We start from the raw sequence: 21850 nt of genomic DNA on the forward strand, positions 1-21850 counted from the left end.
GTTCATCCTCTCTGTTCGTTAAATGCATTTAGCAACTGATTCAATCAATTCTTGAGTAACAAGAATTACTTCTTCGCTTCCTTTGGTCGGTCGAATGATAGTACCGTCTGGAACTTCAATGTCCGATGGAACAATTGCGTTTTCAATATATACGTTAGAGCCTATCTTTGCAGTAGGCATGACAACCGTTTTCTTAACTTCAGAACCTGAACCGATTTGTACACCTGGAAATAACACGGACTGCTCTACGTTTCCTTCGACAACGCACCCTTCATTTACTAATGACTCCACCACGCAGGCGTTTGGCGCAATATATTGAGGAGGCTGATTAGGGTTAACAGAGTATACTTTCCATGAAGAGTCAAATAAATTAAGCTCGTCTTTATCACATAACAAATCCATATTCGCTTCCCATAAGCTTTTTACAGTTCCTACATCTTTCCAATAACCTTGGAATGGATATGCAATTAGCTTTTTCTTTTCATCTAGTAAAAGCGGAATAACATCTTTACCAAAATCATGGCTTGAGTATGGATTGCGTGCATCCATTTCTAAATATTCTTTTAAAATACTCCATTTAAAAATATAAATCCCCATAGAAGCTAGATTATTTTTAGGACGCTGTGGCTTTTCATCGAACTCCATTACATCTAGGTCACTATTTGTATTTAAAATACCAAAACGGCTCGCTTCTTCCCAAGGTACTTCAATAACAGAAATCGTTACATCTGCTTCTTTGTTTATATGATAATCAAGCATATTTTCATAGTTCATTTTATAAATGTGATCACCTGATAGAATCAGTACGTACTCAGGATCATATTGTGTCAAATAGTTTAAATTTTCATAAATAGCGCTAGCCGTGCCTTTATACCACTTTACTCCATCTGACTCCGCGTATGGAGGCAATACTGTGACGCCACCATTCCGTCGGTCCAAATCCCAAGCGCTTCCAATTCCAATGTATGAATTGAGAACTAGCGGTTGATATTGTGTTAATACACCTACTGTTTCAATACCTGAATTTGTACAATTACTTAAAGCAAAATCAATAATTCGGTACTTACCACCAAATGGTACAGCTGGCTTTGCTAGATTTTTTGTAAGCGAACTTAGCCGACTACCTTTTCCTCCTGCCAATAACATCGCTACGCATTTCTTTTTTAACATGTTGTTTTCTCTCCCCTCGTTTTCTCTTTGCTCGTAGTATACTAATGCCAAACGGCGGAATATTCATTTCAATGCAAAAAGGTTGACCGTGAAACGATTCATCCACTGATTTTAATGCCTTTTTATTTACAATGCCTGAACCGCCGTACACTTCGTCATCACTGTTAATCACTTCAATGTACTCTGTCTCAACTGGAACTCCAACTTTGTAAGAATGATATGGATGCTCAGAAAAATTGCTAACAACTATAAAAATCTCCTGATTTTCTTTCGACTTGCGAATAAAGGAGAAAATTTGTTGATGATGATTGTTAACATCAATCCATTCAAATCCATCTGGATTATGGTCTAATTCATATAAAGGCTTGCTTCTTTTATAAATCTTGATGAGATCCTTCATATACCCGTTAAGATTGCGATGCATGTCAAAGTCATAAAGCATCCAGTCTAACTCTTCTAAATCTTTCCACTCATCAAATTGGCCAAACTCTCCGCCCATAAATAAAAGCTTTTTTCCAGGGTGTGCAAAGAAATATCCATATAGCAGTCGAAGCTGTGCAAACTTGCGCCAGTAATCACCTGGCATCTTATTAAGCAATGATTTTTTCCCATGTACGACTTCATCATGAGAAAGCGGCAAAATAAAGTTTTCGTTAAACGCATACATTAGTGAAAAGGTCATTTTATCGTGAAGATAGGGACGTCTTTCCACGCCAGCTTCCATGTACGTTAAAACGTCATTCATCCATCCCATGTTCCACTTATAATTAAAGCCTAAACCGCCCTCATACGTAGGTGCTGTAACAAGGGGCCAATCCGTTGAATCTTCTGCCATCATTAATATCGTTTCATCAGATTTAAAAACAGCTTCATTCAATTTTTTTAAGAAGCTGACAGCTCCATCATTTACTGCTTTTCCAGAAGAATTTTGCCAATAAAGCATATTAGCTACAGCATCTACTCGAAATCCATCTATGTGGAAGTACTCCAACCAAAACAAAGCGTTCGAAATGAGAAAACTTTGTACTTCAGGCTTGCCTAAATCGAAATTAGCTGTTCCCCAAACATAGTTTTCACGGTCGGGTTCTTTTTTGTATTCATAAGTAGGTTCTCCATCGAACATATACAGACCATGTTCATCCTTACAAAAATGCCCGGGTACCCAGTCTAAAAGAACGCCTATATTATTTTGATGACACTCATCTATAAAGTTCATCAACTCTTTGGGTGTACCGTATCGACTGGTAGCAGAATAGTATCCAGTTCCTTGATATCCCCAGGATCGGTCGAGCGGATGCTCAATGACTGGTAATAACTCAATATGTGTAAAACCTTGTTCAGCAATATAAGGAATAAGCTCCTGTGCTAATTCACTGTATGTATAAAGGCTGCCATCTTCATGAGTCCTCCAAGACCCTGCATGCAGCTCGTAAATACACAGTGGTCTTTCATATATATTTTGCTGTTTTTTCTTTCTACGCCAATATTGGTCGTTCCATTTGTACCCATCCAATGAGTAAACAATAGACGCAGTGTTTGGACGCACTTCACTGAAGAAAGCGTATGGATCTGCTTTTAATTTTTTTTGATTGCTTTGTGTGATGATTTCATATTTATAAATAGTCCCTTGTTCTAATTCAGGGATAAATGTCATCCAAATACCTTCTTCATTAACTTTAACCATTGAATGTTGAAAACCGTTCCATTTATTAAAATCACCTACAACGCTTACACCCTTTGCATGAGGTGCCCACACGCAAAATCGTACGCCTTCAATTCCTTCTACCGTTACCTGATGCGCACCGAAAATAGAGTAACTGCGAAATAAGTTTCCTTCGTGATACAAATGAACATCAAATTCAGTAGGCTGAACCGCTAGATTCACTTTTGCCACCCCTTTAACTTCAAACATAATATACGCACATAATATACGCTTCTTACCACTCATTCCCTTTTATAGTAAAAACATAAACCTTTTCTACAAATATAATAGAATAAATGTTCTCTAAAATTACTCTTTATTCCATACTCTTCATACTTTATTACTTTATGAATAATTCCATATGATATAGGGAAAATCCTGCTTAAAACTTACTTTTTATTCTGAAAATTCATGGTAATTATTCCTAACTATTATTCCTGTTTACTTAATCTTTAAAAAAGCGCAAATAAAAAAAGGTTTGCATATATGCAAACCTTTTTAAGATGACCCGTACGGGATTCGAACCCGTGTTACCGCCGTGAAAGGGCGGTGTCTTAACCGCTTGACCAACGGGCCATATTTAAATTTAAAACGACTGGCGGAGAAGGAGGGATTTGAACCCTCGCGCCGCTTACACGACCTACACCCTTAGCAGGGGCGCCTCTTCAGCCACTTGAGTACTTCTCCGTATGGCTCCACAGGTAGGACTCGAACCTACGACCGATCGGTTAACAGCCGATAGCTCTACCACTGAGCTACTGTGGAATATGGTGGGCCTAAGTGGACTCGAACCACCGACCTCACGCTTATCAGGCGTGCGCTCTAACCAGCTGAGCTATAGGCCCATTATTTGGAGCGGGTGATGAGAATCGAACTCACGACATCAGCTTGGAAGGCTGAGGTTTTACCACTAAACTACACCCGCGTTACTTAAGATGGGGCGACTGATGGGAATCGAACCCACGAATGCCGGAACCACAATCCGGTGCGTTAACCACTTCGCCACAATCGCCGTCTTAAAATGGTGGCTCGGGACGGAATCGAACCGCCGACACAAGGATTTTCAGTCCTTTGCTCTACCAACTGAGCTACCGAGCCAAATAAAATGGCGGTCCCGACGGGAATCGAACCCGCGATCTCCTGCGTGACAGGCAGGCATGTTAACCGCTACACCACGGGACCACTTTGGTTGCGGGGACAGGATTTGAACCTGCGACCTTCGGGTTATGAGCCCGACGAGCTACCGAACTGCTCCACCCCGCGATGATATGAATATGATATAAATAAATGGCGGAGGAAGAGGGATTCGAACCCCCGCGGGCTTTAACACCCCTGTCGGTTTTCAAGACCGATCCCTTCAGCCGGACTTGGGTATTCCTCCGTATATTTATAACAAATGTAACTTATATGGTAGCGGCGGAGGGAGTCGAACCCACGACCTCACGGGTATGAACCGTACGCTCTAGCCAGCTGAGCTACACCGCCATATTATTCATTACAATTATTCAGTTTAATTGGTGGAGCCTAGCGGGATCGAACCGCTGACCTCCTGCGTGCAAGGCAGGCGCTCTCCCAGCTGAGCTAAGGCCCCATAAATGGTCGGGAAGACAGGATTCGAACCTGCGACCCCTTGGTCCCAAACCAAGTGCTCTACCAAGCTGAGCTACTTCCCGTTTATGGCGCGCCCGAGAGGAGTCGAACCCCTAACCTTTTGATCCGTAGTCAAACGCTCTATCCAATTGAGCTACGGGCGCTTATTAAAATGGTGCCGAGGGCCGGACTTGAACCGGCACGGTAGTCACCTACCGCAGGATTTTAAGTCCTGTGTGTCTGCCAATTCCACCACCCCGGCAGGACTTATATACGTGGAGCGGAAGACGAGGTTCGAACTCGCGACCCCCACCTTGGCAAGGTGGTGTTCTACCACTGAACTACTTCCGCGCATATATGAAATTAAGTAAAGATGCGGGTGAAGGGACTTGAACCCCCACGTCGTAAGACACTAGATCCTAAGTCTAGCGCGTCTGCCAATTCCGCCACACCCGCGTGTGAATATTAAATGGTGAGCCATGAAGGACTCGAACCTTCGACCCTCTGATTAAAAGTCAGATGCTCTACCAACTGAGCTAATGGCTCGAAAAAAATGGTGCCGGCAAGAGGACTTGAACCCCCAACCTACTGATTACAAGTCAGTTGCTCTACCAATTGAGCTACACCGGCGTGCAATCTCTGACTTAAATAGTCGATGGTGGAGGATGACGGGATCGAACCGCCGACCCCCTGCTTGTAAGGCAGGTGCTCTCCCAGCTGAGCTAATCCTCCGATATAAAAGCCTGGCAACGTCCTACTCTCACAGGGACAAAGTCCCAACTACCATTGGCGCTAAAGAGCTTAACTTCCGTGTTCGGTATGGGAACGGGTGTGACCTCTTCGCTATCGCCACCAGACATATTATATTATACACTATTATATAAAGAAAGCAATACTTTTTTCGAAAGATTTATTCTTTCAAAACTAGATAACAGTTTGCTGAGTAAAGCTTACACTTTTAAAGTTTGGTTAAGTCCTCGATCGATTAGTATCAGTCAGCTACACATGTCGCCACGCTTCCACCTCTGACCTATCAACCTGATCATCTTTCAGGGATCTTACTAGCTTGCGCTATGGGAAATCTCATCTTGAGGGGGGCTTCATGCTTAGATGCTTTCAGCACTTATCCCGTCCACACATAGCTACCCAGCGATGCCTTTGGCAAGACAACTGGTACACCAGCGGTGTGTCCATCCCGGTCCTCTCGTACTAAGGACAGCTCCTCTCAAATTTCCTACGCCCACGACGGATAGGGACCGAACTGTCTCACGACGTTCTGAACCCAGCTCGCGTACCGCTTTAATGGGCGAACAGCCCAACCCTTGGGACCGACTACAGCCCCAGGATGCGATGAGCCGACATCGAGGTGCCAAACCTCCCCGTCGATGTGGACTCTTGGGGGAGATAAGCCTGTTATCCCCGGGGTAGCTTTTATCCGTTGAGCGATGGCCCTTCCATGCGGAACCACCGGATCACTAAGCCCGACTTTCGTCCCTGCTCGACTTGTAGGTCTCGCAGTCAAGCTCCCTTGTGCCTTTACACTCTACGAATGATTTCCAACCATTCTGAGGGAACCTTTGGGCGCCTCCGTTACATTTTAGGAGGCGACCGCCCCAGTCAAACTGCCCACCTGACACTGTCTCCCGGCCCGATCAGGGCCGCGGGTTAGAATTTCAATACAGCCAGGGTAGTATCCCACCGACGCCTCCACCGAAGCTAGCGCTCCGGCTTCTCAGGCTCCTACCTATCCTGTACAAGCTGTACCAAAATTCAATATCAGGCTACAGTAAAGCTCCACGGGGTCTTTCCGTCCTGTCGCGGGTAACCTGCATCTTCACAGGTACTATAATTTCACCGAGTCTCTCGTTGAGACAGTGCCCAGATCGTTACGCCTTTCGTGCGGGTCGGAACTTACCCGACAAGGAATTTCGCTACCTTAGGACCGTTATAGTTACGGCCGCCGTTTACTGGGGCTTCGATTCAGAGCTTCTCCCAAAGGATAACCCCTCCTCTTAACCTTCCAGCACCGGGCAGGCGTCAGCCCCTATACTTCGCCTTGCGGCTTCGCAGAGACCTGTGTTTTTGCTAAACAGTCGCCTGGGCCTATTCACTGCGGCTCTCTCGGGCTATACACCCTACCAGAGCACCCCTTCTCCCGAAGTTACGGGGTCATTTTGCCGAGTTCCTTAACGAGAGTTCTCTCGATCACCTTAGGATTCTCTCCTCGCCTACCTGTGTCGGTTTGCGGTACGGGCACCTCCCGCCTCGCTAGAGGCTTTTCTTGGCAGTGTGGAATCAGGAACTTCGGTACTATAATTCCCTCGTCATCACAGCTCAGCCTTTATGATGAGCGGATTTGCCTACTCATCAGCCTAACTGCTTGAACGCGCATATCCAGCAGCGCGCTTACCCTATCCTACTGCGTCCCCCCATTACTCAAACGGCGGGGAGGTGGTACAGGAATATCAACCTGTTGGCCATCGCCTACGCTTTTCAGCCTCGGCTTAGGTCCCGACTAACCCTGAGCGGACGAGCCTTCCTCAGGAAACCTTAGGCATTCGGTGGACAAGATTCTCACTTGTCTTTCGCTACTCATACCGGCATTCTCACTTCTAAGCGCTCCACCAGTCCTTACGGTCTGACTTCACAGCACTTAGAACGCTCTCCTACCACTGACATCAAAGATGTCAATCCACAGCTTCGGTGATACGTTTAGCCCCGGTACATTTTCGGCGCAGAGTCACTCGACCAGTGAGCTATTACGCACTCTTTAAATGGTGGCTGCTTCTAAGCCAACATCCTGGTTGTCTAAGCAACTCCACATCCTTTTCCACTTAACGTATACTTGGGGACCTTAGCTGGTGGTCTGGGCTGTTTCCCTTTTGACTACGGATCTTATCACTCGCAGTCTGACTCCCATGGATAAGTCTTTGGCATTCGGAGTTTGACTGAATTCGGTAACCCGTTGGGGGCCCCTAGTCCAATCAGTGCTCTACCTCCAAGACTCTCACAACATGAGGCTAGCCCTAAAGCTATTTCGGAGAGAACCAGCTATCTCCAGGTTCGATTGGAATTTCTCCGCTACCCACACCTCATCCCCGCACTTTTCAACGTGCGTGGGTTCGGGCCTCCATTCAGTGTTACCTGAACTTCACCCTGGACATGGGTAGATCACCTGGTTTCGGGTCTACAACCACATACTAAACGCCCTATTCAGACTCGCTTTCGCTACGGCTCCGCCTTATCAGCTTAACCTTGCATGGGATCGTAACTCGCCGGTTCATTCTACAAAAGGCACGCCATCACCCGTTAACGGGCTCTGACTACTTGTAGGCACACGGTTTCAGGATCTCTTTCACTCCCCTTCCGGGGTGCTTTTCACCTTTCCCTCACGGTACTGGTTCACTATCGGTCACTAGGTAGTATTTAGCCTTGGGAGATGGTCCTCCCAGCTTCCGACGGAATTTCACGTGTTCCGCCGTACTCAGGATCCACTCAAGAGGGAACGAAGTTTCAACTACAGGGTTGTTACCTTCTTCGACGGACCTTTCCAGGTCGCTTCATTTACTTCGTTCCTTTGTAACTCCGTATAGAGTGTCCTACAACCCCAAGAGGCAAGCCTCTTGGTTTGGGCTAATTCCGTTTCGCTCGCCGCTACTCAGGAAATCGCATTTGCTTTCTCTTCCTCCGGGTACTTAGATGTTTCAGTTCCCCGGGTCTGCCTTCAATATCCTATGTATTCAGATAAAGATACTGTTCCATTACGAACAGTGGGTTTCCCCATTCGGAAATCTCCGGATCAAAGCTCACTTACAGCTCCCCGAAGCATATCGGTGTTAGTCCCGTCCTTCATCGGCTCCTAGTGCCAAGGCATTCACCGTGCGCCCTTTCTAACTTAACCATTAGCGAATAAATGGTACAACATAAAGTTGTGTTATTTATTGGTTTGATTAAAGAAAAGTTTCACTTTTCCTCAGCAATTACTGTTATCTAGTTTTCAAAGAACAATCGCAACCAAAATTCTTCTTATCTAATAAGAAGAAAGTAGTGTGCTTTCTATAATTGAGAGATTGAACTCTCAAAACTGAACAAAGTGTCAAAACGTACGTCATGTAAAAATCCTTAGAAAGGAGGTGATCCAGCCGCACCTTCCGATACGGCTACCTTGTTACGACTTCACCCCAATCATCTGTCCCACCTTAGGCGGCTAGCTCCTTACGGTTACTCCACCGACTTCGGGTGTTACAAACTCTCGTGGTGTGACGGGCGGTGTGTACAAGGCCCGGGAACGTATTCACCGCGGCATGCTGATCCGCGATTACTAGCGATTCCAGCTTCATGTAGGCGAGTTGCAGCCTACAATCCGAACTGAGAATGGTTTTATGGGATTGGCTTGACCTCGCGGTCTTGCAGCCCTTTGTACCATCCATTGTAGCACGTGTGTAGCCCAGGTCATAAGGGGCATGATGATTTGACGTCATCCCCACCTTCCTCCGGTTTGTCACCGGCAGTCACCTTAGAGTGCCCAACTAAATGCTGGCAACTAAGATCAAGGGTTGCGCTCGTTGCGGGACTTAACCCAACATCTCACGACACGAGCTGACGACAACCATGCACCACCTGTCACTCTGTCCCCCGAAGGGGAACGCTCTATCTCTAGAGTTGTCAGAGGATGTCAAGACCTGGTAAGGTTCTTCGCGTTGCTTCGAATTAAACCACATGCTCCACCGCTTGTGCGGGCCCCCGTCAATTCCTTTGAGTTTCAGTCTTGCGACCGTACTCCCCAGGCGGAGTGCTTAATGCGTTAGCTGCAGCACTAAAGGGCGGAAACCCTCTAACACTTAGCACTCATCGTTTACGGCGTGGACTACCAGGGTATCTAATCCTGTTTGCTCCCCACGCTTTCGCGCCTCAGCGTCAGTTACAGACCAAAAAGCCGCCTTCGCCACTGGTGTTCCTCCACATCTCTACGCATTTCACCGCTACACGTGGAATTCCGCTTTTCTCTTCTGCACTCAAGTTCCCCAGTTTCCAATGACCCTCCACGGTTGAGCCGTGGGCTTTCACATCAGACTTAAGAAACCGCCTGCGCGCGCTTTACGCCCAATAATTCCGGATAACGCTTGCCACCTACGTATTACCGCGGCTGCTGGCACGTAGTTAGCCGTGGCTTTCTGGTTAGGTACCGTCAAGGTACGAGCAGTTACTCTCGTACTTGTTCTTCCCTAACAACAGAGTTTTACGACCCGAAAGCCTTCATCACTCACGCGGCGTTGCTCCGTCAGACTTTCGTCCATTGCGGAAGATTCCCTACTGCTGCCTCCCGTAGGAGTCTGGGCCGTGTCTCAGTCCCAGTGTGGCCGATCACCCTCTCAGGTCGGCTATGCATCGTTGCCTTGGTGAGCCGTTACCTCACCAACTAGCTAATGCACCGCGGGCCCATCTGTAAGTGATAGCCGAAACCATCTTTCAATCATCTCCCATGAAGGAGAAGATCCTATCCGGTATTAGCTTCGGTTTCCCGAAGTTATCCCAGTCTTACAGGCAGGTTGCCCACGTGTTACTCACCCGTCCGCCGCTAACGTCATAGAAGCAAGCTTCTAATCAGTTCGCTCGACTTGCATGTATTAGGCACGCCGCCAGCGTTCATCCTGAGCCAGGATCAAACTCTCCGAAGAAATGTTTGACTTGCTCATTTAAAAAATAAAAATTAACGTTGACGTTTGTCGCTTTGTTCAGTTTTCAAAGTTCAACCGCCGCTCTTAAGCGACTTTACCATCATAACAAGTTGCAATCTAGTTGTCAACAAGTTTTTTATTTGTTTATCACTTCGATGTTTGCTTTAGCAGTTCATCTTAGCGACATTTAATAATATACCATGCCTTCTTTTATTGTGCAATAGTTTTTCGATATATTTTTAAAAACTATTTTCTTGTACACGAAACGTTAGCCAATTAATAGATACTAGCATATCTAGACCTAAGCTAGCATAATGTCTATTAAATCATTATCCGCCAAGGAGGCGTTCACTTGGATACCTTAATTGCAGCTGCACTCTATTTGTCCTTTTGTATGTCTATTCTCTTAATTTCACTTGCTTATTGGGAATCAATTCAAATGTCTAATAAAGAAGGCAAAGTCAACGGCCTTTCATTTATTTCACTTTCAACATTCAGCATGATTTTTTGTTTGTTTACTTCATATTTTTATACCATTCTTTATTAACATGATGTTACGTTGTCTTCTTATAATAAGGAGACATTTCTTTATTTTATTACAATATTCGCATTCGGTATACTTACTTATTGAAATCAATACGATAAACTCAGCTCCCCCCTTCTTCATACGTGCGATGGACAGTGAAGGAATTTGTCGAATGATTTTTTGGAACACTTTCTTTAAATTTGATAAACTACTTTTAGAAAACGCTTTCATATATACTTTAACATTATTCAAGGAGGAAACCAAATGAAACCATTGCTTGAAGTAACGGTTGGAGAACTTTTAAAAGAAAGTACAAAAAAGTTTGGGCATCAAGAAGCGGTTATCTACTCTGAACAAAATATTCGCTATACGTACGCAGAGTTTTATCAAGAAACCTCTCGAGTTGCAAAGGCACTTCTAGCCACCGGTCTCAAAAAAGGCGATCATATCGCTATCTGGGCTACAAATGTGCCGGAATGGTTACTTCTGCAATTCGCAGCAGCTAGAATAGGCGCTGTTTTGGTTACCCTTAATACAAGCTACCAATCCTCTGAATTAGAGTATGTATTGAGGCATTCTGATACAGCAGCGCTATTTTTCATTGATGAATTTAAAAGCACTTCTTATACGTCTATTATCACCGGTATTGAACATAATCTTCCCAATCTAAAACATCTTATAAACTTAAGTGAATCAAGCGAACATACTTCTTGGAACGAGTTCTTAATGAGTAGCTCAATGGTATCGGATGAGGTGCTCGATAAGTATGAGCAATCCCTACATATCCATGAAGTTATCAATATGCAATATACTTCCGGAACAACAGGTTTTCCAAAAGGAGTTATGCTAAGTCACCATAATATAGTAAATAACGGCTTTTTAGTTGCTCAGTCTATGAAACTGACTAACGAAGACCGCTTATGCATCCCAGTTCCTTTCTTTCATTGTTTTGGATGTGTACTGGGCGTTCTAGCATGCGTATCCGTAGGTGCTACTATGCTACCGATTATTGAATTTCAGCCTTCCTCTGTTTTACGCACCGTAGAGAAAGAAAAATGTACAGCGCTTCACGGTGTACCAACTATGTTTATTGCGGAATTAAATGCACTTGAGTTTAATCAATATGACTTATCTACTCTTCGCACAGGAATCATGGCTGGTTCTAATTGTCCAGCAGAAGTAATGAAACGAGTCATAAATGACATGGGTATCAGCGAAATTACCATCGCCTATGGTCAAACCGAAACATCTCCTGTAATCACCCAAACAACCCCAACTGATTCTATCGAGCGGCGAGTACAAACGGTTGGCAAAGTACATGATCATGTACAGATTCAAATTATTAATCCAATTACAGGTAAACAAGCTTCTTTTGGAGAACAAGGAGAACTTTGTGCAAAAGGATATTTAACAATGAAAGGATATTACAAAATGCCGGAAGAAACAGAAAAAACAATTGTAGAGGGCTGGCTACATACAGGAGATTTAGCTACCATCGATAAAGATGGCTATGTAAAAATTACAGGACGTCTAAAAGATATGATTATTAGAGGTGGAGAAAACATTTACCCAAGAGAAATTGAAGAGTTTTTATATAGATTACCCGAGGTAGAAGATGTGCAAATTGTCGGTATTCCTGATCCAAAGTATGGAGAACGAGTTGCTGCATGCATTAAACTCAAGCAAGATTCTTTTCTTACCGCTCAAGAAATCAAAGACTTTTGCAAAGGTAAGCTTGCTCATTTCAAAATTCCCGAACATATTTATTTTATAGACGACTTTCCCATGACGGCATCCGGCAAGATTCAAAAATATAAATTAAAAGAAACGATCGTAGCGCTTTATAAATAATCAGATTTTTTCGAATTTCACCTGTCATTATGAAGAAAAGTTTACTATACTGATACATATCTGTTTTTCTTCTTTCATACAGATATAAACAACAATGTCTATTGAAATAGGTGAAAATAATGGAAAATGAAATGTTGCTCAAATTAGGTATTTCTGCTGTACTTGGTCTTATTATTGGAATTGAAAGGGAACTAAAACGAAAGCCTGTTGGTTTAAAAACATCTCTCGTAATTTCCATTATTAGCTGTTTACTCACGATTGTTTCGATTGAGTCTTCTCAAATTTTTAATAAAGGTGATCATATCACAATGGACCCGCTTCGTCTGGCTGCTCAAATTGTTTCTGGAATTGGTTTTTTAGGAGCGGGTGTTATTTTACGAAAAGAAAATGACAGCATCTCTGGGCTTACAACAGCCGCTATTATCTGGGGGGCAGCAGGTATAGGTATTGCTGTAGGTGCAGGGTTTTATCCCGAAGCCATTACCGGAGTTGTACTGCTCATCATCAGCGTTGAACTTCTCCCTTTCCTTATTACTATTCTAGGGCCTAGGCAACTGCGCGAGAAAGAGCTTATTCTTCAACTTAAGCTGGCTGATAAGCACAATATTTTTGATACAACTAACAGCATTAGAGAAAAGAATATTACAATAAAAAATATTCGAATCAAAGATTTAGACACCAATGAATTATATATACGTATGAAAGTGTCAGTTAATAATCAGCGTCCTACTACAGAAGTGTATTACGAGATTCAAAAAATCAGCGGTATTCGTAGCATTGAAGTTGAAAATGTATAAATGAAAAACGGCCAATTGGCCGTTTTTTTATTTATATTTTTCAATCTGTTGTAAAAATTCCCTCTGTTTTACTAGAGACAGCCGGTATTGATCATCGATAATTTCTGTTAACAACTCATGTTTACGGCTCTTTGACACATTCAATCTGTGGATAAGAACTCTGCATTCGTACAAAAACTGTGTATACTGTGTGTAACTCTCATCATAATTCGAAGATAATTCTTCTTTTATTCGTTTTGTCAACAAAGGACTAGCGCCATCTGTGGATATTGCTAGCGATAATCTCCCTCTAGAAAACTGTGCAGGAATTTGAATATTTCCATCGGAAAAACCGCTGGCCATATTAACCAACTGATCATTTTTAATATGCTGCTTAACGAACTTATTCACAGCTTTATCATTTGTAGCTACAACAATAAAAAAAACATTAAGTAAGTCTTCTTCTCCTACTTTTTTTCTTTTTACACACAGCTGATTCTTAGCTTCCCACTCATTTATTTCAGCTGAAACAGTTGGAGCAACCACTGTAATGGCTGCTCCTTCTTGTAAAAAACCTTTAATTCTACGAGTTGCGATTGTTCCGCCTCCAACTACTAAGACCGAACGATCCTTTAAATCAAGCATAACGGTATACATCGTATTGATTTCCTCTGCTCGATAATAACGTTTTTACTTGATGACTTAAAATGTGTGCAAGTCCATCATGATAACCTAGGTAGTTTGCTAAGATAAACTGCTGGTCATCTGTTGATAACTGCTCCAATTCTTCCTTAATTTCGTTCATTAAAATACCGGTAAACAAAAGGTACGGGAGAACGAATACTTGCTTATACGAAGTTTGTTTAGCAAGGTGCAGCCCTTCTTTTAAATTAGGGTCAGCGGCAGCTAAATAGCATGTGCTCACTTCTTTAAAAGCTCCTTTACCTTTTAGCAGTTGAGCTATTTCGTTAAAATCTTTTTTTACAGCAGGATCACTGCTTCCTCTGCCGACCAGCAATACCATCGAATCTTCATGCTTATCCACATTAGTTTCATTGATTCTCTCTACTAAGATATCAACAATTCGTTCGTCTACGCCGAACGGTTCTCCGTACAGTACTTCTACTTGTGGATAGCGTTCATATACTTTGTGTATTTCTTCAGGTATATCATGTTTTGCATGGGCAGCTGTTAATAACAGCAGCGGCACAATGGCAATACGAGTAGCACCTTGTTCAATACACGCTTCAAATCCTTGTTCAATAGTAGGGTAAGCTAGCTCTAGGAAACAAACTTCTTGAATCGGTACATCTAGATTTTTTTTACATCTTTCAATAAAAGCAACTGCCTGATCAGCGCCTTCTTTTACGCGGCTGCCATGGCAAACATATAAAACTGCATCCATATAATCAACCTCTTTAGTAAGCTTCTTGTGCATACGAATAGTAATGCTGTCCAGTCTTCTCAAACCAATTCAATCGGTCATGAAAATTTACAACTTCACCAACGATAATCATACTGGGATTTTCAATTTGTTCTTCTTTAACAATATCAACAATTGTACCAAGAGTTCCAGTTACAGTGCGCTGGTCCGCACATGTGCCCCAGTGAATCAAGGCAATTGGCGTAGCTGAGGTTTTTCCATGTTCCATTAACTGTTGGCAAATGTACGGTAAGTTCCTCACTCCCATATAAATGGCAAGAGTATCTACACCTTTGGCTAGGCTATCCCATTTGATTGCATCATGCTCGCTGTCTTTACGGTGTCCTGCTACAAAAGCAAAGCTTGCGCTGTATTCCCGGTGAGTGACAGGGATTCCTGCATAAGCAGCAGCTGCGATACCTGATGTAATTCCTGGAACAATTTCAAATGAAATGCCCTGTTGCACGAGAGCTTCTGCTTCTTCCCCTCCGCGTCCGAAAACAAATGGATCTCCGCCTTTTAAGCGCGTTACAATTTTCCCCTTTTTAGCGAATTTCACTAAAAAGTTATTGATTGTTTCTTGCTTGAGGGTATGGTAGTTTGGAAGCTTTCCGCAGTAAATAATATCAGCATTACTTTTAGCATACTCCAGCAGATCCTTATTCACTAAACGATCATATAAGATAACATCTGCTTGCTGAATTGCTTTCAACCCTTTTAATGTAATTAAATCTGGATCTCCTGGTCCTGCACCGACTAGATATACTTTCCCCATGAATGCCTTTCACCCTTCCATCATTTCCACGTCTCCGCAGCGCTCCCAAATTTTAATTTGAATTAGAACAGCGGACAAAGTCCGCTGTCATTTAGATGAATTTTCGGTTAGATAAATATTCAATAACAGTTTGTACACATTCTTCTACAGACTGTGTGCTTGTATTAATTGTTACTTCAGGATTAGCAGGTGACTCATAGGGAGAATCAATTCCTGTAAAATCACGGATTTCTCCGCTTCTTGCTTTTTTGTAAAGGCCTTTTGGATCTCTTTTTTCACATTCTTCTAACGGACACTCTACGTATACTTCCAAAAATTCATTCCCCTCTAAGATCTCACGCACTTGAGCGCGATCTTCTTGGAATGGAGAGATAAATGCTGTTAGTACCACTTGACCGCTGTCTACGAACAGCTTAGAAACCTCACCGATACGGCGAATATTTTCTGTACGATCTTCAGCAGAAAACCCTAAATTCTTGTTTAAGCCAAAACGAACATTGTCACCATCTAATACATAATTGCGAATATTTTTATCAAAAAGCGCTTTTGCCACTGCGTTTGCTACGGTAGATTTACCTGAACCCGAAAGGCCCGTAAACCATAATACAAAACTGTGATGATTATTTTGCTCGCGTCTTTCCTGTTTTGTAATTCCAGCATCATGCCACGTAATGTTTGTTGATTTACTCACTTCAACCGCTCCTTATTTTGAAGATACTTTTTGTTTTGCTAATCCCTTAATTAACACTTCAATTACTTCTTTACGGCTGAATGTGCTTGGTGGCACTTCTCCGTTACGAAGCATTTCACGTACCTTGGTACCAGATAGAATCATATGATCTTCCTTGCTGTGAGGGCATGTTTTCGTTGATGCCATCGCTTCACACTTCTTGCAGTAGAAGCTGTGTTCAAAAAATAAAGGTGTAATTCCTAATTCATCTGCCGTAAAGTTACTGAAGATTTTTTGTGCATCATATGTTCCGTAGTAGTCACCAACACCAGCGTGGTCACGGCCTACAATGAAATGCGTGCATCCAAAGTTTTTTCGAACCATTGCATGGAAAATAGCTTCTCTAGGTCCAGCATAGCGCATTGCAGCAGGGAAAACTGCCAAAGCTACACGATCGCTAGGATAATAGTTCTCTAAAAGTACTTCATAACTTTCCATACGGATATCTGCTGGGATATCATCTGACTTTGTTTCTCCTACAAGTGGATTTAAAAACAGGCCGTCTACAATTTCTAATGCTGTTTTTTGAATATACTCATGCGCACGGTGAACAGGGTTACGAGTTTGGAATCCAACAACCGTTTTCCAACCGCGCTCTTCAAATGCTGCTCTTGTTTCAGTTGGATCTAGGTAATACTTTTCAAAACGCGTTTTAGGTGTACGTTCTACAAGTACGATTGGACCTGCTACATATACATTTGGGCGTTCCATCATTTTCTTCACACCAGGGTGGGCAAGTTCTGCTGTGCGGTACACATTTTCCGCTTCTTTTTCTTTATTTGGCGTATATACTTCAGAAACTTCTAAAACACCATATGTCACACCGCTTTGAACTAGTTTTACTTTGTCGCCAATGTTTAATTCTTTAGCCTGCTCTTCTGTTACGGGAAGAGTAATAGGAATACTCCATACAGTTCCATCTGCTAGACGCATATTTTCAACAACTGATTGATAATCTTTTTCTCCTAAAAACCCCGTAATTGGGCTGTAAGCACCAATCCCAATTAGTTCTAAATCACTTAGAGCCATGTTGTCTACTTCAATTTCTTTTGTTAGTGAAGTGTAGTCATATGTTGGTTGATATAAATTAATTAATTCTCCACCGTGTGCTTGAATTGTTGTCATTTTGTAAAATCCTCCTTAAGTAATTAACACAATATAATAAAAAGCAATTGAATCACGCAGTCATTTTTTCTTTTTCCGACTGCAAGCTTGCTCTTTTTCTTCTAGTCGTTCTAGCTAAGCTTAGAACACCTGCTGTGGCAATGCAGCCACTAGCTAGCACCACAAATGAATATAAGTCGCTTTCAAGTACTAATTTCACAAGAACATATGAGATTACGAGTGAAAATACAGGGGATACCACCCAAACCTTTAACATTTGAATGACCACTTCGCGCTGTTCTTTCGTAAATCCCGTTTTCGCTGCGCCTATCCCAATAATAGAAGACGTAGTGACCTGTGTAAGCGGTACTGGCAAACCAAACAGTGAAGCTGCTGTAACAAGAGAAGCACCAGTACCTGAAATAATGCAGCCTTCCCCTACAGAATAGCGAGTAATTTTTTTTCCGTTTGTTTCAATAACTCGGCCTCCTAGTAAAAGAGCTCCGAGTGCCACCGCCAATCCTCCTGCTATGACACCCGTTGTAGCATCCATTAACCCAGCTCCTACTAGAGGACCGACAGCATTTGCCACATTATTCATTCCAGCTGAGAAGGCTTCAAAGAATCCCGTCGCTATAACTAAAATCGTTAAAACTCTTTTCCACTTTCCCTCTGCTTCTTTTTTATGCGCTCTGCGTTTTATCACTTTCCCAATCAAAAAAGCAATGACAAATGAAACTAGCGGAACAATAATCCAAAAAGACATGACAATTAAAAGTTTTTCTACATACAGAGATTGATAAGCTACTCCTACTCCAACAACTGAGCCAACTGTTACTTCACTTGTTGATAGAGGGATACCAATCAAATTCGCGAAAAAGAGTGACAGCGTTGCAGCAGCCAGAATGATAATAACTAATTCTACTGACAGCAGTTTTTCAGGTATGATACCTGAACTGATGGTTTTTACCACCTCACCGCCTCCGGTAACAGCTCCGAGCACAATTCCTACAGCACAGATGAACAGGGCCACTCTTCGCTTTTTAATTGCACCGGAGCCGTATGAAACGCCCATAGCAGCTGCTGCACCGCTTGCCCCAATATTCATTGCAAAAAAAAGCGCAATGATAAAGGCAACATATAAAAGCATCATTTATTCAGCTCTTTCGTATTTAAGATTCGTGTAATCCGCACTCAACTTTTTGTGTACCTGCCCATCTTCCTGAACGTAAATCGTCTACATTATAGGCAGGTGCGGTACAGGGCTCACAGCCGATACTTGGGTAGCCTTGATCATGAAGTTTGTTGTACGGCAAATCATGCTTATACACATAGCGCCAAATTTCTTTCCATGACCAATGAATTAACGGACAAACTTTCACCTTCTTGAATTTCTCATCTTTATTAAAATAATTCGTGTTGGCACGAGACTCAGACTGCTCGCGTCTCAAACCAGAAATCCACGCATCATAAGGAGCAAGGGATTCTCTTAGCGGAATGATTTTTCGAATTTGACAGCATAAGTTAGGCTGACTCTTCCAAAGCTCATCTCCATGTTTTTCAGCTTGTTCTGCAAGAGTTAAATCCGGCTTTTTCATATGAATACGTAAATCAGGGAAGCGTTCTTTAATTGCATCAATCACTTCATATGTTTCTTTAAAATGAACGCCTGTATCTAAAAAGACAATTTCAGCGTCTTTTTTCACTTTTGAAATTAAATCAATTAACACGATTCCTTCGATCCCAAAGCTTGACGCATAAATAATTGAATCTCCGTAGGTATCATACGCCCACTGCAATGCTGAAAGGGCTCCTTTTGTTTCATCTTTACTGTCGAACTCTGGAAATGTATCGCTCCAGTTTTCGTACGTATATAAGTCTGCCATTTTCTCCACTCCAATTCTTAGTTATCCGCGTTATCCAATAAAAAAAGACGGTTTTACCCACTAGAATTGGATAAAACCGCCTCTAGTGTGTCTAGTCAGCGAAACTATTTAATTCTTACTTTACTTCGGCGTGTTCAAAAATTTGTTTTAAGTCGGGGTTTACAGTCATTGGTTTCCCTTCTCAAATTATCGCTTGCGCTATATCAAAATAAAAAGTCTTCCGTATTGAAAGACTGGGTAGGCAATAAATTTTCACCTTATCTTTCAAAATGATACACACTTTGCTGGAATTAGCACCTTGCTAAGCAGGTTGCCGGGGTTCAGCGGGCCAGATCCCTCCACCACTCTTGATAAGCATTTTTTAAAAATTTTAGCATATTTAGAATATTTGTCAACATTAAAAATCATATATCCGATAAGAAAACTATACTTTAAATTCACAGAAATATCTATACTTTTATTTAAAACAACATATGTAAATTTAACCCAAATGTGAACATATCAGTTTATAAAACGCTTTCTTTTTTCTCCAACTTTTGATGTTCTCTTGCTAAATAAAACGCAAAATCTCTCTATAAAATTAATAGCGGATTTATAAGCTTTACGGATAATTCACCCACATTAGCACACATTACAGATAACACTGACTGACAGATAGGAGCTATATAAGATGGAGAGACAACCCTTTCAATTAGACGATACAATTAAAAATAATGTACGAACATATTTACAGCAGATTTCAACTGAAGCCTCTAATTTAATTAAACATTTAGACACGAGTGATCATTGTATCCTATGTGATTTTGAGGAGATGAGAAGGTTATTTCAAGATGTTCAAGCTACGGCCGCCTCTTATTACTTGCGTCATTACTTATCGCCTTATACATTTGAATACGCTGCTCTGTCCCTAGCTATTCATAACCTCTCTGAGAAACGTCACGGCGCTTTAATTGTCATTGAACGGGAACAAAATGTTGATCCTCTTATTCAAAAAGGAATGCCTATTCAAGCTCCTGTCAGCGCTACGCTAGTTGAGACACTGTTCTATCCAGGGACACCCTTACATGACGGAGCTGTCCTAATTAGAAATAATCAGCTTATTTCGGCTGCTAATGTTTTACCTCTCTCGTCTATTATTTCAACGAACAAAAAATTGGGAACACGTCACCGTGCAGCCATTGGAATGTCAGAAAAATCGGATGCATTAATTTTAGTTGTATCTGAAGAAACAGGCAAAATTTCGTTTGCGCTTGATGGAAGCCTCTACCCTATTCACTCCAGCAAAAATATGATTTAAGAGCCCTTTCCTAATAAGCAGCCCTATCTTGACTTCTATATCCTTTCTCTTTAATATATTTCATAGTTTTTACATACTATAGATACGGGTGATGCATATGGCAATTTTAAAATTTGAACATGTAGGCGTTCAAGTAAAGGATATAGAAAAATCTATTGAGTTCTATACACAAAAGGTGGGATTAGAGCTCATCGAAACACTACCACATACCGATCCGTCTTTGAAGCTAGCTTTTCTAGGTTTAGAAGGCAATGTAATCGTAGAGTTAATTCAAGGGTATAACTCAAGCTTACCTAATGAAGGTAAAGTTCATCATTTTGCGCTGGCAGTAGATGGAATTGAAGAGGAGTTTGAGCGTTTAAAATCAGCAGGCGTTTCATTTGTGGAAGAAAACATTGTAACTTTGCCAAATGGAGCAAGATACTTATTTTTCTATGGTCCAGACAAAGAATGGATTGAATATTACGAAGTAAAAAGATAAAGATATCTTATACCTTCAGTGAAAAATGGTCATACTGTGGCTATGACTAATCACTGGAGGTATTTTTATGATGGAATGGCTATTATTTCGACTTTTTCGTCGTTCTATTTTAGTGCGGCTTCTTTTTATTATCGGCTGCCTTGTTTTACTTTTCGGCATGCTTATACATTTCCTAGAGCCGCAAACGTTTGGGAATGTGTTTGAAGGAATTTGGTGGGTTATTATTACAATCTCTACTATAGGGTACGGTGATTTTGCTCCCACCACTACGATTGGAAGGTTAGCTGCAATTATTTTAGTCCTCATTGGAACGGGATTTATTACTACTTATTTTGTCACGCTTTCTAAAATTGCTGTTTCCGCTGAGAGCGCTTATCTGGAAGGAAATTTAAAGTTTTATGGAAAAGATCACTTCATCGTTGTGGGGTGGAATGAGCGCGCCAAACTCGTGTTAGAGTCTTATCGCGACGCATTTCATAAAGAAGACATTGTTCTTATCGACGACTCTTTGACTAAAAACCCCATGATCTGTGATCGCGTTCATTTTATTAAAGGAAGTCCCTCTCACTATGAGGTATTAGAACTTGCTAATGCTCGGTACGCAAAAAAAGTGCTGATTACTGCGGATCAGCATAAGACAGAAGAATATGCAGACATGAATACTATTGTTACGCTAGTCGCTCTGCAAGGACTGAACCCTTCTATTTACAGCATCGTTGAACTGTTAACAAAAAAGCATATTCAAAATGCGCAAAATTTGGGGGTAAATGAAATGATTAAAACAAACGAGTTGATTAGTCAGGTCATGTACGAACATATTTTTGTAAAAAAATTAGAGAGTTTAAGAAAAGAATAGTCCCT

General features: G+C 42.0%; 15 protein-coding genes, 20 tRNA genes, 3 rRNA genes and 1 riboswitch. Of the genes, 6 read left to right on the forward strand and 32 right to left on the reverse strand.

Annotated elements, in window-relative coordinates; genetic code table 11:
* Positions 1-18: 18 nt before the first annotated feature.
* The 25 genes from LJY09_RS24250 to LJY09_RS24370 form a co-directional block, all read right to left on the reverse strand.
* Positions 19-1170, reverse strand: a complete 1152-nt coding sequence (locus LJY09_RS24250) for a glucose-1-phosphate adenylyltransferase (RefSeq protein WP_016765788.1) — start codon at positions 1168-1170, stop codon at positions 19-21.
* The gene (gene glgB / locus LJY09_RS24255) at positions 1121-3082 is read right to left on the reverse strand and encodes a 1,4-alpha-glucan branching protein GlgB (protein ID WP_033579577.1); all 1962 of its coding nucleotides are present in this window, start codon (positions 3080-3082) and stop codon (positions 1121-1123) included. The genes LJY09_RS24250 and glgB overlap by 50 nt, the downstream gene beginning before the upstream one ends.
* 294 nt (positions 3083-3376) lie before the next feature.
* A tRNA-Glu gene (locus LJY09_RS24260) sits at positions 3377-3448 on the reverse strand.
* 20 nt (positions 3449-3468) lie between these two features.
* Positions 3469-3559 (reverse strand) — tRNA-Ser (locus tag LJY09_RS24265).
* Between the two features lie 3 nt (positions 3560-3562).
* Positions 3563-3637 (reverse strand) — tRNA-Asn (locus tag LJY09_RS24270).
* A 3-nt stretch (positions 3638-3640) separates the two neighbouring features.
* Positions 3641-3717 (reverse strand) — tRNA-Ile (locus tag LJY09_RS24275).
* Positions 3718-3723: 6 nt separating this feature from the next.
* Positions 3724-3797 (reverse strand) — tRNA-Gly (locus tag LJY09_RS24280).
* 11 nt (positions 3798-3808) lie between these two features.
* A tRNA-His gene (locus tag LJY09_RS24285) sits at positions 3809-3884 on the reverse strand.
* A gap of 10 nt (positions 3885-3894) precedes the next feature.
* Positions 3895-3970: transfer RNA gene (locus tag LJY09_RS24290), tRNA-Phe, on the reverse strand.
* Positions 3971-3978: 8 nt separating this feature from the next.
* A tRNA-Asp gene (locus LJY09_RS24295) sits at positions 3979-4054 on the reverse strand.
* A gap of 4 nt (positions 4055-4058) precedes the next feature.
* Positions 4059-4135 (reverse strand) — tRNA-Met (locus tag LJY09_RS24300).
* Positions 4136-4160: 25 nt separating this feature from the next.
* Positions 4161-4253 (reverse strand) — tRNA-Ser (locus LJY09_RS24305).
* Positions 4254-4280: 27 nt separating this feature from the next.
* Positions 4281-4357 (reverse strand) — tRNA-Met (locus LJY09_RS24310).
* 30 nt (positions 4358-4387) lie between these two features.
* Positions 4388-4463 (reverse strand) — tRNA-Ala (locus LJY09_RS24315).
* A gap of 5 nt (positions 4464-4468) precedes the next feature.
* Positions 4469-4545: transfer RNA gene (locus LJY09_RS24320), tRNA-Pro, on the reverse strand.
* A gap of 4 nt (positions 4546-4549) precedes the next feature.
* A tRNA-Arg gene (locus tag LJY09_RS24325) sits at positions 4550-4626 on the reverse strand.
* Between the two features lie 9 nt (positions 4627-4635).
* Positions 4636-4724, reverse strand: a tRNA-Leu gene (locus tag LJY09_RS24330).
* A 14-nt stretch (positions 4725-4738) separates the two neighbouring features.
* Positions 4739-4813: transfer RNA gene (locus LJY09_RS24335), tRNA-Gly, on the reverse strand.
* Between the two features lie 23 nt (positions 4814-4836).
* Positions 4837-4918 (reverse strand) — tRNA-Leu (locus LJY09_RS24340).
* Between the two features lie 14 nt (positions 4919-4932).
* Positions 4933-5008: transfer RNA gene (locus LJY09_RS24345), tRNA-Lys, on the reverse strand.
* Between the two features lie 8 nt (positions 5009-5016).
* Positions 5017-5092, reverse strand: a tRNA-Thr gene (locus LJY09_RS24350).
* Between the two features lie 26 nt (positions 5093-5118).
* Positions 5119-5194, reverse strand: a tRNA-Val gene (locus tag LJY09_RS24355).
* A gap of 9 nt (positions 5195-5203) precedes the next feature.
* Positions 5204-5319: ribosomal RNA gene (gene rrf / locus LJY09_RS24360) — 5S ribosomal RNA — on the reverse strand.
* A gap of 108 nt (positions 5320-5427) precedes the next feature.
* A 23S ribosomal RNA gene (locus tag LJY09_RS24365) occupies positions 5428-8363 on the reverse strand.
* 225 nt (positions 8364-8588) lie between these two features.
* Positions 8589-10140: ribosomal RNA gene (locus tag LJY09_RS24370) — 16S ribosomal RNA — on the reverse strand.
* Together the 16S, 23S and 5S rRNA genes with 20 tRNA genes alongside form the textbook arrangement of a ribosomal RNA operon.
* A gap of 352 nt (positions 10141-10492) precedes the next feature.
* Between LJY09_RS24370 and LJY09_RS24375 the strand changes: the two genes are divergently transcribed.
* The 3 genes from LJY09_RS24375 (at position 10493) to LJY09_RS24385 (ending at position 13314) form a co-directional block, all read left to right on the forward strand.
* Positions 10493-10687 carry a hypothetical protein gene (locus LJY09_RS24375; protein WP_013059575.1) on the forward strand — a complete coding sequence of 65 codons (195 nt, stop codon included), beginning with the start codon at positions 10493-10495 and terminating at the stop codon, positions 10685-10687.
* Positions 10688-10930: 243 nt separating this feature from the next.
* A complete protein-coding gene (locus tag LJY09_RS24380) occupies positions 10931-12517 on the forward strand; it encodes an AMP-binding protein (protein ID WP_033580479.1) in 1587 nt (528 codons plus the stop codon).
* Positions 12518-12636: 119 nt separating this feature from the next.
* Positions 12637-13314 (forward strand): MgtC/SapB family protein, encoded by a 678-nt coding sequence (locus tag LJY09_RS24385; protein WP_013059577.1) that lies wholly within the window; start codon positions 12637-12639, stop codon positions 13312-13314.
* Positions 13315-13341: 27 nt separating this feature from the next.
* Here the strand turns inward: LJY09_RS24385 and LJY09_RS24390 are convergent, their stop codons facing one another.
* The 7 genes from LJY09_RS24390 to LJY09_RS24420 form a co-directional block, all read right to left on the reverse strand.
* Positions 13342-13950 carry an NAD(P)-binding protein gene (locus LJY09_RS24390; RefSeq protein ID WP_047749626.1) on the reverse strand — a complete coding sequence of 203 codons (609 nt, stop codon included), beginning with the start codon at positions 13948-13950 and terminating at the stop codon, positions 13342-13344.
* A complete protein-coding gene (locus LJY09_RS24395; RefSeq protein WP_028412599.1) occupies positions 13931-14698 on the reverse strand; it encodes a sirohydrochlorin chelatase in 768 nt (255 codons plus the stop codon). Before LJY09_RS24395 ends, LJY09_RS24390 begins: the two co-directional genes overlap by 20 nt.
* 13 nt (positions 14699-14711) lie before the next feature.
* Positions 14712-15491 (reverse strand): uroporphyrinogen-III C-methyltransferase, encoded by a 780-nt coding sequence (gene cobA, locus LJY09_RS24400; RefSeq protein ID WP_028412600.1) that lies wholly within the window; start codon positions 15489-15491, stop codon positions 14712-14714.
* A gap of 91 nt (positions 15492-15582) precedes the next feature.
* Positions 15583-16182 carry an adenylyl-sulfate kinase gene (cysC, locus tag LJY09_RS24405; RefSeq protein WP_028412601.1) on the reverse strand — a complete coding sequence of 200 codons (600 nt, stop codon included), beginning with the start codon at positions 16180-16182 and terminating at the stop codon, positions 15583-15585.
* A 12-nt stretch (positions 16183-16194) separates the two neighbouring features.
* The gene (gene sat, locus LJY09_RS24410) at positions 16195-17346 is read right to left on the reverse strand and encodes a sulfate adenylyltransferase (RefSeq protein WP_014457931.1); all 1152 of its coding nucleotides are present in this window, start codon (positions 17344-17346) and stop codon (positions 16195-16197) included.
* A gap of 52 nt (positions 17347-17398) precedes the next feature.
* On the reverse strand, positions 17399-18478 hold the full coding sequence (locus tag LJY09_RS24415) for a sulfate permease (RefSeq protein WP_028412603.1): 1080 nt from the start codon (positions 18476-18478) through the stop codon (positions 17399-17401).
* A gap of 19 nt (positions 18479-18497) precedes the next feature.
* Positions 18498-19211, reverse strand: a complete 714-nt coding sequence (locus tag LJY09_RS24420) for a phosphoadenylyl-sulfate reductase (RefSeq protein WP_028412604.1) — start codon at positions 19209-19211, stop codon at positions 18498-18500.
* 254 nt (positions 19212-19465) lie between these two features.
* A riboswitch (SAM riboswitch) is annotated at positions 19466-19568 on the reverse strand.
* Between the two features lie 313 nt (positions 19569-19881).
* Here LJY09_RS24420 and cdaS point away from each other — a divergent pair.
* The 3 genes from cdaS (at position 19882) to LJY09_RS24435 (ending at position 21845) form a co-directional block, all read left to right on the forward strand.
* Positions 19882-20508 (forward strand): sporulation-specific diadenylate cyclase CdaS, encoded by a 627-nt coding sequence (cdaS, locus tag LJY09_RS24425; RefSeq protein ID WP_028412605.1) that lies wholly within the window; start codon positions 19882-19884, stop codon positions 20506-20508.
* Between the two features lie 97 nt (positions 20509-20605).
* Positions 20606-20989: a VOC family protein gene (locus LJY09_RS24430; protein WP_014457927.1), complete on the forward strand. Its 384-nt coding sequence runs from the start codon at positions 20606-20608 to the stop codon at positions 20987-20989.
* A gap of 67 nt (positions 20990-21056) precedes the next feature.
* Complete coding sequence (locus tag LJY09_RS24435; RefSeq protein WP_014457926.1) at positions 21057-21845, forward strand: potassium channel family protein; 789 nt, start codon at positions 21057-21059, stop codon at positions 21843-21845.
* Positions 21846-21850 lie beyond the last annotated feature (5 nt).

Source organism: Priestia sp. J2 (assembly GCF_020790095.1).
In the GTDB taxonomy this organism is placed as follows: Bacteria; Bacillota; Bacilli; order Bacillales; family Bacillaceae_H; genus Priestia; species Priestia zanthoxyli.

Coding starts and splice junctions, on each gene's coding strand:
- glgB (WP_033579577.1), bottom strand. CDS start 3,082: ATGTTTGAAGTTAAAGGGGTGGCAAAAGTGAATCTAGCGGTTCAGCCT.
- sat (WP_014457931.1), bottom strand. CDS start 17,346: ATGACAACAATTCAAGCACACGGTGGAGAATTAATTAATTTATATCAA.
- LJY09_RS24420 (WP_028412604.1), bottom strand. CDS start 19,211: ATGGCAGACTTATATACGTACGAAAACTGGAGCGATACATTTCCAGAG.
- LJY09_RS24435 (WP_014457926.1), top strand. CDS start 21,057: ATGATGGAATGGCTATTATTTCGACTTTTTCGTCGTTCTATTTTAGTG.
- cobA (WP_028412600.1), bottom strand. CDS start 15,491: ATGGGGAAAGTATATCTAGTCGGTGCAGGACCAGGAGATCCAGATTTA.
- LJY09_RS24250 (WP_016765788.1), bottom strand. CDS start 1,170: ATGTTAAAAAAGAAATGCGTAGCGATGTTATTGGCAGGAGGAAAAGGT.
- cdaS (WP_028412605.1), top strand. CDS start 19,882: ATGGAGAGACAACCCTTTCAATTAGACGATACAATTAAAAATAATGTA.
- LJY09_RS24390 (WP_047749626.1), bottom strand. CDS start 13,950: ATGTATACCGTTATGCTTGATTTAAAGGATCGTTCGGTCTTAGTAGTT.
- LJY09_RS24395 (WP_028412599.1), bottom strand. CDS start 14,698: ATGGATGCAGTTTTATATGTTTGCCATGGCAGCCGCGTAAAAGAAGGC.
- LJY09_RS24430 (WP_014457927.1), top strand. CDS start 20,606: ATGGCAATTTTAAAATTTGAACATGTAGGCGTTCAAGTAAAGGATATA.
- LJY09_RS24385 (WP_013059577.1), top strand. CDS start 12,637: ATGGAAAATGAAATGTTGCTCAAATTAGGTATTTCTGCTGTACTTGGT.
- LJY09_RS24380 (WP_033580479.1), top strand. CDS start 10,931: ATGAAACCATTGCTTGAAGTAACGGTTGGAGAACTTTTAAAAGAAAGT.
- LJY09_RS24415 (WP_028412603.1), bottom strand. CDS start 18,478: ATGATGCTTTTATATGTTGCCTTTATCATTGCGCTTTTTTTTGCAATG.